The organism is Enterobacter cloacae complex sp. ESBL7 (assembly GCF_041679625.1).
Classification (GTDB): domain Bacteria; phylum Pseudomonadota; class Gammaproteobacteria; order Enterobacterales; family Enterobacteriaceae; genus Enterobacter; species Enterobacter asburiae_B.
In genome coordinates this window covers 26,445-43,060 of record NZ_JBGORN010000015.1, presented here as the reverse complement: position 1 = coordinate 43,060, position 16,616 = coordinate 26,445, and the positions used below count along the sequence as shown (strand labels likewise).

Annotated in this window: 14 protein-coding genes; 11 read left to right on the top strand and 3 right to left on the bottom strand. The window is 55.7% G+C overall.

Annotated features, from left to right (window positions below; translation table 11 throughout):
• Positions 1-288: 288 nt before the first annotated feature.
• Entirely contained in the window at positions 289-2,448 is a 2,160-nt protein-coding gene (gene aas / locus ACERY3_RS24015) for a bifunctional acyl-ACP--phospholipid O-acyltransferase/long-chain-fatty-acid--ACP ligase (protein WP_058841052.1), read from the top strand.
• On the top strand, positions 2,441-3,634 hold the full coding sequence (gene lplT / locus ACERY3_RS24010) for a lysophospholipid transporter LplT (protein WP_047060028.1): 1,194 nt from the start codon (positions 2,441-2,443) through the stop codon (positions 3,632-3,634). Before aas ends, lplT begins: the two co-directional genes overlap by 8 nt.
• A gap of 93 nt (positions 3,635-3,727) precedes the next feature.
• On the opposite strand, the gene ACERY3_RS24005 is transcribed toward lplT, so the two are convergent.
• The 3 genes from ACERY3_RS24005 to mutH form a co-directional block, all read right to left on the bottom strand.
• Positions 3,728-4,768, bottom strand: a complete 1,041-nt coding sequence (locus ACERY3_RS24005; RefSeq protein WP_058841053.1) for an NADP(H)-dependent aldo-keto reductase — start codon at positions 4,766-4,768, stop codon at positions 3,728-3,730.
• 131 nt (positions 4,769-4,899) lie between these two features.
• Complete coding sequence (locus tag ACERY3_RS24000; RefSeq protein WP_008499668.1) at positions 4,900-5,118, bottom strand: YgdI/YgdR family lipoprotein; 219 nt, start codon at positions 5,116-5,118, stop codon at positions 4,900-4,902.
• 128 nt (positions 5,119-5,246) lie between these two features.
• Positions 5,247-5,939: a DNA mismatch repair endonuclease MutH gene (gene mutH / locus ACERY3_RS23995; protein ID WP_033146444.1), complete on the bottom strand. Its 693-nt coding sequence runs from the start codon at positions 5,937-5,939 to the stop codon at positions 5,247-5,249.
• Between the two features lie 683 nt (positions 5,940-6,622).
• Between mutH and rppH the strand changes: the two genes are divergently transcribed.
• From rppH to recC, 9 genes are all read left to right on the top strand, one after another.
• On the top strand, positions 6,623-7,153 hold the full coding sequence (rppH, locus tag ACERY3_RS23990) for an RNA pyrophosphohydrolase (RefSeq protein ID WP_013098553.1): 531 nt from the start codon (positions 6,623-6,625) through the stop codon (positions 7,151-7,153).
• 12 nt (positions 7,154-7,165) lie between these two features.
• On the top strand, positions 7,166-9,412 hold the full coding sequence (gene ptsP / locus ACERY3_RS23985; RefSeq protein WP_023309047.1) for a phosphoenolpyruvate--protein phosphotransferase: 2,247 nt from the start codon (positions 7,166-7,168) through the stop codon (positions 9,410-9,412).
• 193 nt (positions 9,413-9,605) lie between these two features.
• Positions 9,606-10,481, top strand: a complete 876-nt coding sequence (gene lgt / locus ACERY3_RS23980) for a prolipoprotein diacylglyceryl transferase (RefSeq protein WP_048979864.1) — start codon at positions 9,606-9,608, stop codon at positions 10,479-10,481.
• A gap of 6 nt (positions 10,482-10,487) precedes the next feature.
• Positions 10,488-11,282, top strand: coding sequence for a thymidylate synthase (gene thyA / locus ACERY3_RS23975; RefSeq protein WP_014885081.1), 795 nt, complete (start codon positions 10,488-10,490; stop codon positions 11,280-11,282).
• Positions 11,283-11,466: 184 nt separating this feature from the next.
• A complete protein-coding gene (locus ACERY3_RS23970) occupies positions 11,467-11,931 on the top strand; it encodes a prepilin peptidase-dependent protein (RefSeq protein WP_058841152.1) in 465 nt (154 codons plus the stop codon).
• On the top strand, positions 11,922-12,482 hold the full coding sequence (locus tag ACERY3_RS23965; RefSeq protein ID WP_058841054.1) for a prepilin peptidase-dependent protein: 561 nt from the start codon (positions 11,922-11,924) through the stop codon (positions 12,480-12,482). Before ACERY3_RS23970 ends, ACERY3_RS23965 begins: the two co-directional genes overlap by 10 nt.
• A complete protein-coding gene (locus tag ACERY3_RS23960) occupies positions 12,479-12,880 on the top strand; it encodes a DUF2509 family protein (protein WP_058841055.1) in 402 nt (133 codons plus the stop codon). The genes ACERY3_RS23965 and ACERY3_RS23960 overlap by 4 nt, the downstream gene beginning before the upstream one ends.
• Positions 12,865-13,188, top strand: a complete 324-nt coding sequence (locus ACERY3_RS23955; protein ID WP_058841056.1) for a prepilin-type N-terminal cleavage/methylation domain-containing protein — start codon at positions 12,865-12,867, stop codon at positions 13,186-13,188. The genes ACERY3_RS23960 and ACERY3_RS23955 overlap by 16 nt, the downstream gene beginning before the upstream one ends.
• A 12-nt stretch (positions 13,189-13,200) precedes the next feature.
• Positions 13,201-16,575, top strand: a complete 3,375-nt coding sequence (gene recC / locus ACERY3_RS23950; RefSeq protein ID WP_058841057.1) for an exodeoxyribonuclease V subunit gamma — start codon at positions 13,201-13,203, stop codon at positions 16,573-16,575.
• Positions 16,576-16,616: the final 41 nt, after the last annotated feature.

Here is a 16,616-nt window from a genome sequence, read left to right as displayed (position 1 = left end):
TTCAATCTGTAACAGCAACAGAGAATATTCACACCTGGTTGCACTTAGGCTCATTCCCTTGCGTTTTCCTGCTGGCGAAGCGCAGGACGAACGGCCACAATCAAGATCCCAGAGGTATTGATTGGTGAGAATTCTTAGTACGGTTTCGTACTCATCTCTTGCACCAACCTGCGCGGATGCGCAGGTTTTTTTTCGCCTCCACTTTTGCTGTCGCTCCCGTATCACTTCTCGTGTAATCTGCCACCATTTACTATCAACCCTCCACACTGGCTGGCAAAGGGAGTTGAGATGCTATTTGGGTTCTTCCGTACACTGTTCCGTATTCTTTTTCGCATCCGCGTCACTGGCGATGCCCAGGCGCTTCGCGGTGAACGCGTTCTTATCACACCAAATCATGTTTCCTTTATAGACGGCATTCTGCTGGCGCTATTTTTACCCGTGCGCCCGGTGTTTGCGGTCTATACCTCTATCAGCCAGCAGTGGTACATGCGCTGGCTCACGCCGCTGATTGATTTTGTACCGCTTGACCCGACAAAGCCGATGATGATTAAGCATCTGGTGCGTCTGGTTGAGCAGGGGCGTCCGGTGGTTATTTTCCCGGAAGGGCGTATTTCAGTGACCGGTTCGCTGATGAAAATTTACGACGGCGCGGGGTTTGTTGCGGCGAAGTCAAAAGCGACCGTGGTGCCGCTGCGCATTGAAGGCGCAGAACTGACCCATTTCAGCCGCCTGAAGGGGCTGGTGAAGCAGCGTCTGTTCCCAAAAATCACGCTGCATATTCTGCCTCCCACGTCATTACCGATGCCGGACGCGCCGCGTGCCCGCGATCGCCGTAAAATCGCCGGGGAAATGCTGCATCAGATTATGATGGAAGCGCGCATGGCCGTGCGCCCGCGCGAAACGCTGTACGAATCTCTGCTTTCCGCGCAGCACCGCTATGGCGCGAAGAAAAACTGCATCGAGGACATCAACTTTACCCCGGATACCTATCGCAAGCTGCTGACTAAGACGCTGTTTGTGGGCCGCATTCTGGAGAAGTACAGCAAAAAGGGCGAAAAGATTGGCCTGATGCTGCCTAACGCGGGCATCAGCGCGGCGGTGATTTTTGGTGCGGTTTCCCGGGGGCGCATCCCGGCAATGATGAACTACACGGCGGGCGTGAAAGGGCTGACCAGCGCCATCACCGCTGCCCAGATTAATACCGTCTTTACTTCCCGTCAGTTCCTGGACAAAGGCAAGCTCTGGCATCTTCCCGAGCAGCTCACTCAGGTGCGCTGGGTCTTCCTGGAGGATCTGAAAGCGGACGTAACCACCGGCGACAAGCTGTGGATTTTTGCTCACCTGCTGATGCCGCGTCTGGCGCAGGTCAAACAGCAGCCGGAGGATGACGCGATTATCCTCTTCACGTCGGGTTCGGAGGGCAACCCGAAAGGCGTCGTCCACAGCCACAAGAGCATTCTGGCGAACGTTGAGCAGATCAAAAGCATTGCCGACTTTACCGCGGATGACCGTTTTATGTCGGCGCTGCCGCTGTTCCACTCCTTTGGCCTGACGGTGGGGCTGTTTACGCCGCTGCTGACCGGCGCAGAAGTGTTCCTCTACCCAAGCCCGCTGCATTATCGCATTGTGCCGGAGCTGGTGTATGACCGTAACTGCACCGTCCTGTTCGGCACTTCAACGTTCCTCGGCAACTACGCGCGTTTTGCTAATCCGTACGATTTTTATCGCGTGCGGTATGTGGTGGCCGGTGCGGAAAAACTGCAGGAGAGCACGCGTCAGATCTGGCAGGACAAGTTTGGCCTGCGCATTCTCGAAGGCTATGGCGTTACCGAGTGTGCTCCCGTGGTCTCGATTAACGTACCGATGGCGGCGAAACCGGGTACGGTGGGCCGAATACTGCCGGGGATGGACGCGCGTCTGCTGGCCGTGCCGGGCATTGAAGACGGTGGCCGTCTGCAGCTGAAAGGGCCAAACGTGATGAACGGTTATCTGCGCGTGGAAAACCCAGGCGTGCTTGAGGTGCCGACGGCTGAAAACGTCAACGGCGAGGTTGAAACCGGCTGGTACGACACCGGTGATATTGTCCGTTTTGATGAACAAGGCTTTGTACAGATTCAGGGACGCGCGAAGCGCTTCGCCAAAATCGCCGGTGAAATGGTCTCACTGGAAATGGTTGAGCAACTGGCGACGGCCGTGTCCGCGGATAAGATGCATGCGACGGTGGTGAAGAGCGATGCCAGCAAAGGCGAGGCGCTGGTGCTGTTTACGACCGACGCTGAGCTTAAGCGCGACAGGTTACTGAGCTATGCGCGTGAACACGGTATTCCTGAACTGGCAGTGCCGCGCGATATTCGCTACCTGAAGCAGCTCCCGGTGCTGGGTAGCGGGAAGCCCGATTTCGTGACCCTGAAAGGCATGGTTGAAGAGGCGGAACAGCAAAATGCGTGAGTCAGTACACACTAACACATCACTCAGGTCGAAAGGCATGATGGCCGTCATCGCCGCGCAGTTTCTCTCTGCGTTCGGTGATAACGCGCTGCTGTTTGCCACGCTGGCGCTGCTGAAGGCCGAGTTTTACCCCGACTGGAGCCAGCCGATCCTGCAGATGGTGTTTGTGGGCGCTTACATTATCTTTGCTCCGTTCGTCGGGCAGGTGGCGGACAGTTTCCCGAAAGGCCGGGTGATGATGTTTGCCAACGGCCTCAAGCTGCTGGGTGCCGCCAGCATTTGCTTTGGCTTCAACCCGTTTATTGGCTACACGCTGGTGGGCATCGGCGCTGCCGCCTACTCTCCGGCGAAGTATGGCATTCTCGGAGAGCTGACCACGGGCGATAAGCTGGTGAAAGCCAACGGCCTGATGGAGTCGTCAACCATTGCCGCAATCCTGCTCGGATCCGTCGCGGGCGGCGTACTGGCCGACTGGCATGTCCTGGCGGCACTGGGCATCTGCGCGGTGGTGTATGGCGGGGCGGTTGTGGCGAACCTGTTTATTCCCAAACTGCCGGTGGCTCGCCCGGGGCAATCCTGGCGCTTTAAACCAATGACCGGCAGTTTCTTTACCGCCTGTCGCGTGCTGTGGCGTAACGGTGAAACGCGTTTCTCACTGATGGGGACCAGCATGTTCTGGGGCGCGGGCGTCACGCTGCGCTTCCTGCTGGTGCTGTGGGTGCCGGTGGCGCTGGGGATTACCGACAACGCGACGCCGACCTATCTGAATGCGATGGTGGCCATCGGTATTGTGGTGGGAGCCGGCGCTGCGGCGAAGCTGGTGACGCTCGAGACGGTAGCACGCTGCATGCCCGCAGGGATCCTGATTGGCGTCGTGGTGCTTATTTTCTCGCTGCAACATGCATTATTGCCTGCGTATGTCCTCCTCATCCTTATTGGTATTCTGGGCGGTTTCTTCGTGGTGCCGCTGAACGCGTTACTGCAGGAACGTGGCAAGCAGACCGTCGGGGCGGGGAACGCCATTGCGGTACAAAACCTGGGTGAAAACCTGGCGATGCTGTTAATGCTGGGGCTCTACTCGCTGGCGGTAAAAGTGGGTGTGCCGGTGGTGGGGATTGGCGTCGGGTTTGGCGGGCTGTTTGCGCTGGCGATTGCGGGTTTGTGGATCTGGCAGCGTCGGCGTTGATAAGTGCGGCCTGATGCCCTCACCCCGGCCCTCTCCCACAGGGAGAGGGAGCAAACCCTAAAAACGGCAACCTGCGTTGCCGTTTTGCTTTTATTACGGCGCAGGATACGTATAAACCTGATGCACCGCTTCAATCTCCGCTAACACCTCTTCACTCAGGTTCAGATGGAAACTCTCAATATTGGTTTTCAGCTGTTCCATCGTGGTTGCGCCCAGCAGGGTGCTGGCAACAAACGGCTGACGACGCACGAAGGCCAGCGCCATCTGTGCAGGGTCAAGACCGTGACGCTTTGCGATATCCACATAGGCTGCAACGGCTTTCTGCGTCTGCTCGCCGCTGTAGCGGGTAAAGCGGCTAAAGAGGGTATTTCTCGCCCCGGCCGGTTTCGCACCGTTCAGGTATTTCCCCGTCAGCGTACCAAAGCCGAGACAGGAATAGGCGAGCAGTTCCACTTCTTCATATTGCGTCACTTCGGCCAGACCCACCTCATAGCTACGGTTAAGCAGGCTGTACGGGTTCTGGATGGTGACGATACGCGGCAGATCGTGTTTATCCGCCAGGTGCAGATAGCGCATTACGCCAAAGGCCGTTTCGTTAGAGACGCCAATGTAGCGGATTTTTCCCGCGCGCTGGCACTCGGTCAGCGCTTCCAGCGTTTCCAGCAGCGTTACGGCGGGGGCGCTTTCATTCCAGCTGTAGCCGAGCTTACCAAAGCAGTTGGTTGGGCGCTGCGGCCAGTGCACCTGATACAGGTCGAGGTAGTCGGTTTGCAGGCGCTTCAGGCTGGCGTCCAGTGCGGCGCGAATATTCTTGCGATCGAGGATCTGATTCGGGCGGATCCCGGTATCGTTGTTGCGCGTGGGACCACTGACTTTTGAGGCAATCACCAGCTTTTCACGGTTGCCGTGTTTTGCCAGCCAGTTACCTACGTAGGTTTCGGTAAGTCCCTGCGTTTCCGGACGTGGCGGAACAGGGTACATCTCCGCGACATCAATCAGGTTAATCCCCTGGCTGACGGCGTAATCGAGTTGTGCATGGGCATCGGCTTCGCTGTTTTGTTCACCAAATGTCATCGTGCCCAACCCCAGTTGGCTTATTTCCAGAGCGCTGTGGGGGATACGGTGATAATGCATAGCCGGCTTCCTCAGTAGACTTATAGACCGCGTCAGGGCGTGCCCGACAAAGGAATATAAACATGGCAGAGGGGAAGCAAAAGGGGAAGAAAAAAATCAAAAAGGCCAGCAAGCGACTGACCTCTTTCTGTTTATCGCTCGATAATTTGCGATACTTCGTCGCGATTGATCTGCATTTTATTGCCTTCCTGGTCGCGGTAGCTGACCAGACCGGTATCATCGTCGACTTCGGGTTTGCCGTCGGTCAGGATCATTCGACCATCTTTTGTCGCCATAACGTAATCGCTGCTACAGCCCGATACGGCAAACGCTAAACCGACTGCTGAAACTAACACTGCCCATTTTTTCATCGTTATCGTCCTCATCTGGCGCGTATCAAATCATAGTTTAGTTTTAACCCGATATTGCAACAGGAGGAAGCGGTAAAATCTTAAAAAGCAGTCGATTATGTTTGAGAGCTCGCAAAATAAGTAAAAAACTATGTTTTTAACAGGAAATGACGGGCAAGGAGTGCGCCGGTGAAATTCTTTTTGAGATAAAAACCGCGCGGTAACGTCAGTATCGGCTCACCTTTCGCGCCGATTGCCTCGGTAAGCGCTTTGCTGTTGGCCGCTTTCGGGCGCAATTGTAAAACTTCTCCGTGTCGGGCGGTGATGCGCTCTACCTGGCCAAGCACAATCATGTCCATCAGCTCCTCCCAGTCCAGACGCAGCTGTTGCTCCTCATCGTCGTTCGGGCTCCAGAGCAGCGGCGCGCCAACGCGACGGTCAGCCAGGGGGATCTGACGTTCACCTTCGACCGGTACCCACAACACGCGCTTCAGCTTGTGGCGAACGTGGCTGGTTTCCCACGTTACGCCGGTGTTGCCGGTTAATGGCGCAACGCAGACGAAGGTGGTCTCAAGGGGCTTGCCCTGGCTGTCTATAGGGATGGTTTTTAACTCCACGCCAAGCGCTGCAAAATCCTGCTCGGGTTTGCTTCCTGCGCTGGCACCCAGCCACAGCTCAAGCAGCATGCCGATCCAGCCTTTATCCCGTTTCAGATCCTTCGGGATCTGAAGCCCTGCCATTGCCGCCAGCTCGCCAAGCGAAAAGCCTGCAAGACGCCGTGCCTGCTGTAGCAACTGACCTTCGCTGGATGGCGGTGAGAGCAAGGGTGTAAGCGGATGCATGAAGGTAACCTTTTGATTAAAAAATAAACTAAGAAATTGTCCCCTGTGGATAGAGTTTAACTATTTCTGTACCAATATTCCATGTGTATGATTTATAGGTTTTTTTATTGGTTTGAAATCGTTTTGCCAGACTCAGAAAACCGGTTGTTCAAATCTGGTCACTGACAATGAACAGGATCTTACACCATGTTATCCACAGAAAAATGGGATAACTGGGCATAACCCTGACTACTGTTTCAATTTACAGCCTTGACGTGCGATGAAAATCGAATTTTCAAACAAATTGTGACTAACTTATTGGCACAATCTGTGGATAAAACCGACGCTGTTCGATCTTTCATCAGCATGACGATCCCTGATGTGACGATCGTCACGATATTCTGTTTTGTGCTCATGGAAATACATTTAACTATTTGAAAATAATTGCATTATCTAATTAAGGTGAAAAAGGGGAGACTGCATCGTTTGAGGTTGTTCATCGGTAATCAGACACTTCTTCACAACTATATCCACAGAAAAGGTGAATAAAATTCCCTTCACCACCTCTCATCTGTTTATAACTCAGCACTTATTTGTGAGTTATTCAAATGTTATTAGGTTGCAGCCCTGTAAGAGAGTGGTTTACCGCCTCCCTGTAGTGTGAAACAATCATTCATATATAAGGTTTAGTTTGGGGTAGTCCGGTGATTGATGACGATGGCTACCGCCCGAACGTAGGAATAGTAATTTGTAATCGTCAGGGCCAGGTAATGTGGGCCCGGCGATATGGTCAGCACTCCTGGCAGTTCCCGCAAGGCGGGATCAATCCGGGAGAGTCCCCAGAACAAGCGATGTACCGGGAGCTTTTTGAAGAGGTCGGTTTAAGCCGAAAAGATGTTCGCATCCTGGCTTCGACCCGCAACTGGTTGCGTTACAAGTTACCGAAACGTTTGGTGCGTTGGGACACAAAGCCGGTTTGTATCGGCCAGAAACAGAAGTGGTTTCTGTTGCAGTTGGTGGGCAACGATTCAGACATCAATATGCAAACCAGCAGTACGCCGGAGTTCGATGGCTGGCGCTGGGTGAGCTATTGGTATCCTGTTCGTCAGGTCGTGTCATTTAAACGCGATGTTTACCGTAGGGTGATGAAAGAGTTTGCAAGTGTGGTAATGCAGCTTCAGGAGATCCCGCCTAAGCCGCAGAGCGCACCTGCATGGCGACGTAAAAGAGGTTAAGCTACGCAAATCATGCTCACCCGCTTGCGAGAAATAGTCGAGAAGGTGGCCAGTGCTCCACGTCTGAACGAGGCGCTGAATATTCTGGTCACTGACATCTGTCTTGCGATGGAGACCGAGGTCTGTTCGGTGTATCTGGCCGACCACGATCGGCGCTGCTATTACCTGATGGCGACCCGTGGCTTGAAAAAACCACGTGGACGCACCGTCACGCTCGCATTTGATGAAGGTATCGTGGGCCTGGTTGGGCGGCTGGCTGAACCCATCAACCTTGCTGACGCGCAAAAACACCCCAGCTTTAAATACATCCCTTCCGTAAAAGAAGAGCGCTTCCGCGCTTTTCTTGGCGTGCCGATTATCCAGCGTCGCCAGCTGCTCGGCGTGCTGGTCGTCCAGCAGCGCGAGCTACGTCAGTACGATGAAAGCGAAGAGTCTTTCCTCGTCACGCTGGCCACGCAGATGGCGGCGATCCTCTCCCAGTCCCAGCTTGCCGCGCTCTTTGGTCAGTATCGCCATACGCGCATTCGTGCCCTTCCGGCATCACCAGGCGTAGCGATTGCGGAAGGCTGGATGGACGCCACGCTGCCGCTGATGGAGCAGGTTTACGAAGCCTCAACGCTTGATGAAGCGCTTGAGCGAGAGCGTCTTACCGCCGCGCTGGAAGAGGCGGCGAATGAATTTCGTCGTTACAGCAAGCGCTTTGCCGCAGGCGCACAGAAAGAGACGGCGGCCATCTTCGACCTCTATTCGCACCTGCTCTCCGACGCGCGTCTGCGTCGTGAGCTGTTTGCGGAAGTGGATAAAGGCTCGGTCGCAGAGTGGGCGGTTAAGAAGGTCATCGAAAAATTTGCCGACCAATTTGCGGCATTGACTGACGGTTACCTGAAAGAACGGGCTGGCGATCTCCGCGCCCTGGGACAGCGTCTGCTGTTCCATCTTGATGACACCATTCAGGGGCCGAATGCCTGGCCAAAACGGTTTGTGCTGGTCGCCGATGAACTCTCGGCAACGACGCTGGCTGAACTGCCCCAGGACAGGCTGGCCGGTGTGGTGGTGCGCGATGGCGCCGCCAACTCGCATGCCGCCATTATGGTGCGCGCGCTGGGTATCCCAACCGTTATGGGAGCGGATATCCAGCCGTCGGTACTGCACCGCCGTACGCTGGTAGTGGACGGCTATCGCGGTGAGCTGCTGGTCGATCCTGAGCCGGTTCTGCTCCAGGAATACCAGCGCCTTATCAGCGAAGAGAATGAATTAAGCAAGCTGGCGGAGGATGACGTTAACCTGCCCGCACAGCTTAAGAGCGGTGAGCGGATCAAAGTCATGCTCAACGCCGGTTTAAGCCCTGAGCATGAAGAAAAGCTTGGCAGCCGCATCGACGGTATTGGCCTGTACCGTACTGAAATCCCGTTCATGCTGCAGAGCGGTTTCCCCTCCGAAGAGGAGCAGGTGGCGCAATATCAGGGGATGCTGCAGATGTTTAACGACAAACCTGTCACCCTGCGAACCCTCGATGTCGGCGCGGATAAACAGCTGCCCTATATGCCGATCAGCGAAGAAAACCCGTGCCTGGGCTGGCGTGGGATCCGCATTACGCTCGATCAGCCGGAGATCTTTCTGATCCAGGTGCGTGCAATGCTGCGCGCCAACGCGGCGACGGGCAATCTCAGCATCTTACTCCCGATGGTCACCAGCATTGATGAGATCGACGAGTCCCGGCGACTGATCGAACGTGCAGGCCGTGAAGTGGAAGAGATGATCGGCTATGCGATCCCGAAACCGCGGATCGGGGTGATGCTTGAAGTGCCGTCTATGGTCTTTATGCTGCCGCAGCTGGCAAACCGTGTTGATTTTATCTCTGTCGGCACAAACGACCTGACGCAATATATTCTGGCCGTCGACCGTAACAATACCCGCGTCGCCAGTATTTACGACAGCCTGCATCCGGCGATCATTCGCGCGTTAGCGATGATTGCCCGTGAAGCGGAACAGTACGGCATTGATTTACGCCTGTGCGGTGAAATGGCCGGGGATTCAATGTGCGTTGCGATCCTGATTGGTCTGGGATACCGCCATCTGTCGATGAACGGTCGCGCTGTCGCCCGCGTGAAGTACCTGCTGCGGCATATCGACATCAACGATGCCCGCGAGCTGGCTGAACGCAGCCTTGACGCGCAGCTGGCCGCTGAGGTTCGTCATCAGGTCGCGGCGTTTATGGAACGGCGCGGTATGGGCGGCCTGATCCGCGGCGGCCGCTAATCATCTTTCTGCCTCTCCCTCCGGGTGAGGGCTCCAGCGCGCATAAAACCCTATACACATCTTTTACATCTCTGGCGCATCCTCCGCGCCCGCCTTGTGCTATGATTCGCAACTTTGGAGCCTCTGCTTACGGCAGAATCGCATTTCTACCGCTGTCCACTTTCAGCGGAATAACAACATCTTGTGGTGACAGATGAACAGTGGTTATCTGCATTTTCCGGAATTTGATCCGGTCATTTTCTCAGTAGGACCTGTTTCGCTTCACTGGTACGGTCTGATGTACCTGGTGGGCTTCATTTTTGCCATGTGGCTCGCTGGCCGTCGCGCCAGTCGTCCGGGCAGCGGCTGGACGAAAAACGAAGTTGAAAACCTGCTCTATGCGGGCTTCCTCGGCGTGTTCCTCGGTGGCCGTATTGGGTATGTGCTGTTCTATAACTTCCCGGTATTCCTGAACGATCCGCTCTATCTGTTCCGCGTGTGGGACGGCGGCATGTCCTTCCACGGCGGCCTGATTGGGGTGATCCTGGTGATGGTGATTTTTGCCAAACGCACCAAACGCAACTTCTTCCAGGTTGCAGATTTTATCGCACCGCTGATCCCGTTTGGGCTGGGCGCTGGCCGTCTGGGTAACTTTATCAACGGTGAGCTGTGGGGCCGCGTCGACCCGAGCGTGCCGTACACGATGCTCTTCCCGGGCTCCCGCGCAGAAGATATCGCGCTGCTGCCATCACACCCGGAGTGGCAGTCCATTTTCGATACCTACGGCGTTCTGCCGCGCCATATGTCTCAGCTTTATGAGCTGGCGCTGGAAGGCGTGGTGCTGTTTATCATCCTCAACCTGTTTATCCGCAAACCGCGTCCGATGGGCGCAGTCTCCGGCCTGTTCCTGATTGGCTACGGCGCATTCCGTATTATCGTCGAGTTCTTCCGTCAGCCAGACGCACAGTTTACCGGCGAATGGGTACAGTACATCAGCATGGGGCAGATCCTCTCCATTCCGATGATTGTCGCGGGTGCCATTATGATGATTTGGGCGTATCGTCGTCGTCCACAGCAACAAATTTCCTGAGGAACCATGAAACAGTATCTTGAATTGATGAAAAAAGTGCTCGACGAGGGCACGCCGAAAAACGACCGCACCGGCACCGGTACGCTCTCCATTTTTGGCCACCAGATGCGCTTCAACCTGCAAGAAGGCTTCCCACTGGTGACGACAAAGCGCTGCCATCTGCGCTCGATCATTCATGAACTGCTCTGGTTCCTGCAAGGCGATACCAACGTTGCGTATCTGCACGAAAATAACGTCTCAATCTGGGACGAATGGGCAGATGAAAATGGCAACCTGGGCCCGGTTTACGGCAAGCAGTGGCGCGCCTGGCCAACGCCTGATGGCCGCCATATTGACCAGATCACCACCGTGATGAACCAGCTGAAAAACGATCCGGACTCGCGCCGAATCATCGTTTCCGCCTGGAACGTCGGCGAACTGGATAAAATGGCGCTGGCACCTTGCCACGCGTTCTTCCAGTTCTATGTCGCTGACGGCAAGCTCTCCTGCCAGCTCTATCAGCGCTCCTGTGACGTGTTCCTCGGCCTGCCGTTTAACATTGCCAGCTATGCGCTGTTGGTCCACATGATGGCGCAGCAGTGCGACCTGGAAGTGGGTGATTTTGTCTGGACCGGTGGGGACACCCATCTTTACAGCAACCATATGGAACAGACGCATCTCCAGCTGACCCGCGAACCGCGTGCGCTGCCGAAGCTGATTATCAAGCGCAAACCGGCATCAATCTTCGACTACCGCTTTGATGATTTCGAGATTGAGGGCTATGACCCGCATCCGGGCATCAAAGCGCCCGTCGCTATCTGATGCGATAAAGCGTGACACAACCGGTGCTGTTTAGCGCCGGTTTTTTTTCGCCTTTATCCCGTTTTCCGAAGCGCTATCCAGAAAGCGTGCAACGCGCTGCAACACTCCTGATTCTCCGGATAACGCCTCGTAAAACGAGGATCCGTCGCTCGTCATGTTCACCGCGCTTCGCCACACTCCCGATATGAAAAAAGAGAACGGTTTTACGCTTATCGAAACGCTGGTCGCGATTTCGCTTGTCGTTATCCTCAGCGCCTCAGGGCTGTACGGCTGGGACAGCTGGCAGCGGCAGCAGCGGCTGTGGCAAACCGCCAGTCAGGTGCGAGATTACCTGCTGTTTCTGCGCAATCATGCCAACCGCTACAACCGCGACCATCAAATTACCCGTCTGCGGGTGGGAGGCATGGATTGTCTGCTGAGCTCTGCCGCGCAAGGCTGTGAGAAGGGCAATCCCTTTGTGCTGATTCCGCTCTGGCCTGAGGTCGCGATCGGCGAGGTAACACCGTCGCTCGCGTTCTATGGATTAAAGGATACGGCTTGGGCTGGGCGGATACGCGTTCAAAGCCGCGCAGGAGAATGGCTGATTATTGTCTCAAATGGAGGACGCATCAGGATGTGTAAGGTCTCTGCGGGAGGTTCATGTCGATGAAGCAGCGAGGTTTCTCACTGACCGAAGTTCTGATTGCCACGGCGATTAGCAGCCTCCTGCTGATAAGCGCATCGCGTTTTTTACCCGGCTTGCAGCGGGCGGTCTTAGCGCAATCCGGCCAGAGACAACTGGAGGAAGAAGTCTGGCACCATCTGTTCGCCCTGGGCAAACAGCTCCAGCGTGCGGGATACTGCGCGGGAAACTGTCAGGGACAGGCGCTGGTGACCGCGAGGCTTGGAAGTTGCGTCATTGTGCGGTGGGATGCCAACAGTAACGGCAGCTGGGATAACAGCGCATCAGAAAATGACAGCACCGGTTTTCGTCTGGAGTCTGGCGCGCTGGAAACCCAGCGGGGGGCGACGTCGTGTGAAGGAAAAGGATGGGAAAAGCTCACGGACCCGGACAGGCTTACTATCGCGCATTTTGTGGTGAGGACAGTGGAACATGCCGGTTTTGCGCCCGAGGTGAATATCGAACTGGCGGCGATTCGTAAAGGCGAGCAGGGGGAGCCCTTGCAGGCGTTGTATACGGTCACGGGGTACAACCTGTGAATCGTCAACGCGGCATGTCTTCGCTGGCGATGGTTCTGCTTTTACTGGTGCTCGGTACCCTTATCCTCACGGGTCTCAATCAGCAGCTCACAACGTTTAGCGCGCTCGTCGGCGGTGAGAGCCGTTCGCTTCAGCATCAGGCGGCGGTGCAGTCCGCGCTTGAGTGGGGACGGGTTCAGAGCTGGTCGTCAGAGCCACAGGTTCAGTGCAAGAAGACTCCTGCGTGGCGAGCGTGTTTGCGCCCGCTGAGTGGGGCGCGTGTGCTGCTGATTGCCGGAGACAGCGACCTGCTGCTCTGGCGCTCAGGAGAGATTGTCGACGGGAACGTTCGCTTTTCGCCTCACGGCTGGAGTGATTTTTGTCCCCTTAAGGAGAGCGCGTTATGCCAGCTGCCGTGAACAGAGAAAAAGGGTTTAGCATGGTTGAGGTACTGCTGGCGATGATGCTGCTGGTGATCGTCGTGACGGCTTTGTCCGGCTATCATCGGGCGTTGGCGGCTCGGTTTACCCTGCTTAACCAGTATCGACAGCTCTGGCATCATGCCTGGAATCAGTCTCAGCTCTCAACAAATGTTCTCCCGGCTGGCTGGCAGGCCAGTCGGGGGCAGACAACGCACGCAGGATGTGTCAGCATCACGGTCACACTTATTTCTCCTCTGGGGCGGCGCGGTGAGATAACGCGCCTGCATTGCCCGGTTAGCCAGTAGTCGGGAGCGTCTATGTTAAGGGTCTACCACTCAAATCGTCTGGATGTGCTGGAAGCGCTGATGGAATTTATCGTCGAGCGCGAGCGGCTTGACGATCCTTTTGAGCCTGAAATGGTGCTGGTGCAGAGCACCGGTATGGCACAGTGGCTGCAAATGTCGCTTTCCCGTAAATTTGGTATAGCCGCAAATATTGATTTCCCGCTGCCCGCGAGCTTTATCTGGGAGATGTTTGTGCGCGTGTTGCCGGACATCCCGGAGCAGAGCGCCTTCAACAAACAAGGCATGAGCTGGAAGCTCATGGCGCTGCTGCCGGAAATGCTGCAGCACGATGAATTCGCCATGCTGCGCCACTACCTCAATGACGATACCGATAAGCGCAAGCTGTTCCAGCTGGCGTCGCGCACCGCCGATCTCTACGACCAATACCTTGTTTACCGTTCTGACTGGTTAATTCGTTGGGAAGCGGGCGAGTTGGTTGAAGGGCTACCGGAGGCGCAAATATGGCAGGCACCGCTGTGGAAAGCGCTGGTAGAGCATACGGAGAAACTTGGGCAGCCTAAGTGGCACCGTGCCAACCTGTACGATCGGTTTATCTCCATACTCGAGAATGCGTCGGAGCGCCCGGCCCGACTGCCGTCACGCGTTTTTATCTGCGGGATATCCGCATTACCGCCTGTTTATCTGAAGGCGTTGAACGCGCTGGGTAAACATATTGATATTCATATTTTGTTCACCAACCCTTGCCGACAGTATTGGGGGGATATCCTCGACGAACGTTGGCTTGCCCGGCTGGTGACTCGCCAACGAAAGCGCCTTTTTGAAGAACGTTCCGTCCCGCTGTTTAAAGACGGCTCGACTGCCGTGCAGCTTTTTGATGAAGACGGTATCCAGAACCTGCCCAATCCACTGCTTGCCTCGTGGGGGAAGCTGGGGCGAGACTACATTCACATGCTTTCAGACATCACTTCATCAGGCGAAGGTGACGTGGATGCCTTTGTCGATATTACCCCGGATAGCCTGCTGCATCATATTCAGCTGGATATCCTCGATCTGGAAAACCGTGCCGTGATGGGCGTGACGGCGAATGAATTCGAACGCAGCGACAGCAAGCGTAAACTGGATGCTGACGATCGCAGCATCACTATCCATGTTTGCCATAGCCCTCAGCGTGAGGTCGAAGTGCTTCACGACCAACTGCTGGCGATGCTGCAGGACGATCCCGAACTCACCCCGCGCGATATCGTGGTGATGGTGGCGGATATCGACAGCTACAGTCCCTTCATTCAGGCTGTCTTTGGTAGTGCGACGGGCGAGCGATATCTGCCTTACGCTATCTCTGACCGTCGTGCCCGCCAGTCGCATCCGGCCCTGCAGGCCTTTATCACTCTGCTTTCACTGCCGGATAGCCGCTTTATCTCCGAAGATGTGCTGGCGTTACTGGATGTTCCCGTGCTGGCTGCACGCTTCAACATCAATGAAGAGGGGCTGCGCTACCTTCGCCAGTGGGTGAACGAATCTGGCGTACGCTGGGGGATCGATGACGATAACGTTCAGGAGTTCGAACTTCCCCCAACCGGGCAGCACACGTGGCGTTTTGGCCTGACGCGTATGCTGCTGGGCTACGCCATGGAGAGCAGCCAGGGCGAGTGGAATGAGGTGCTGCCTTACGATGAGTCCAGCGGGTTAATTGCTGAACTGGTGGGGCATTTAGCGTCACTCCTGATGCAGCTTAACCGCTGGCGACACGAGCTGATGCAGCCGCGTCCGCTTGAGGCGTGGCTTCCGGTTTGCAGGGCATTGCTTAATGATTTCTTCCTGCCAGACAGTGACACCGAAGCGGCAATGGCACTGATTGAAACGCAGTGGCAGGCGATCATCGATGAAGGCGTGAATTCCCATTATCAGGAGGCCATCCCGCTGTCGCTGTTGAGGGATGAGCTGACGCAGCGGCTCGATCAGGAGCGAATCAGCCAGCGTTTCCTGGCAGGCCCCATCAATATCTGCACCCTGATGCCAATGCGTTCTATTCCGTTTAAAGTGGTCTGTCTGCTTGGCATGAACGACGGCGTTTATCCGCGCGCGCTGGCGCCGCTGGGGTTCGATTTGATGAGTGCAGATCCAAAGCGGGGCGACCGTAGCCGCCGCGATGATGACCGCTACCTCTTCCTTGAGGCGCTCATTTCCGCCCAGAGTAAGCTCTATATCAGCTATATCGGCCGTTCCATTCAGGACAACAGCGAGCGTTTTCCCTCCGTTCTGGTGCAGGAGCTGGTGGACTATATAGGCCAGAGTCACTATCTGCCGGGGGATGAAGAGCGCAACTGCGATGAAAGCGAGAAGAGGGTGAAATCTCATATCACCTGTTTCCACAGCCGCATGCCGTTTGACCCGGTGAACTACACGCCCAGCGAGCGCCAGAGCTATGCGCAGGAGTGGTTACCGGCAGCGAAAAAGGAGGGGAGTGCGCATACCGATTTCATACAGGAGCTTGACCCGCGCCCTGTCGACACCCTGACCTTCGAACAGCTTCAGCGGTTTTGGGCGCATCCGGTGCGCGCCTTCTTCCAGCAGCGATTGCAGGTCAACTTCCGTTCTGAAGAGAGTGAAATTCCTGATGCAGAGCCCTTTACGCTGGAAGGGCTGGAGCGCTACCAGTTAAACCTGCAGCTGTTGAATGCGCTGGTTGAAGAGGAAGATGCGGACAAACTTTACCGCCGCTACCGTGCTGCAGGACAGCTGCCCTATGGGGCGTTCGGGGAAATTGTCTGGGAGGCGCAGTGTCAGGAGATGACCGCCCTGGCAGAGCGCGTAAGAGCGTGCCGACAGCCAGGGAAAAGCATTGAAATCGATCTCAACTGCAATGGCGTACAGCTTACGGGCTGGTTAACCCAGGTTCAGCCGGACGGGCTGCTGCGCTGGCGGCCTTCTATGCTGAGCGTTTCACAGGGTTTGCAACTCTGGCTGGAACATCTTGTCTACAGTGCGGATGGTCATAAAGGTGAAAGTCGGATTTTCGTGCGCAAAGAGGGCGAATGGCGCTTCCCGCCGATGGAGTCTGAGCAGGCGTTACGGTATCTGTCTTTGTACATTGAGGGCTACCGTCAGGGAATGAACAAACCGCTCCTGGTACTGCCGGAAAGTGGCGGGGCCTGGATAAAAGCCTGTTATGACGCACAGAATGATGCGATGTTAACGGATGAGGCGCCACTGCAGAAAGCGCGCAGTAAATTTATGCAGGCCTACGAAGGTAACATGATGGTACGGGGCGAAGGTGAAGATGTCTGGTATCAGCGCTTATGGCGAACGCTTGAGCCAGAGTACTTTGAGGCCATCACGGAAGAGGCGCAGCGCTACCTGCTGCCGTTGTTTAAATTTAATCAGTCCTGAGCGCTGTATAAAAATTGCGCAGTGTGGGGTGTTCAATTATG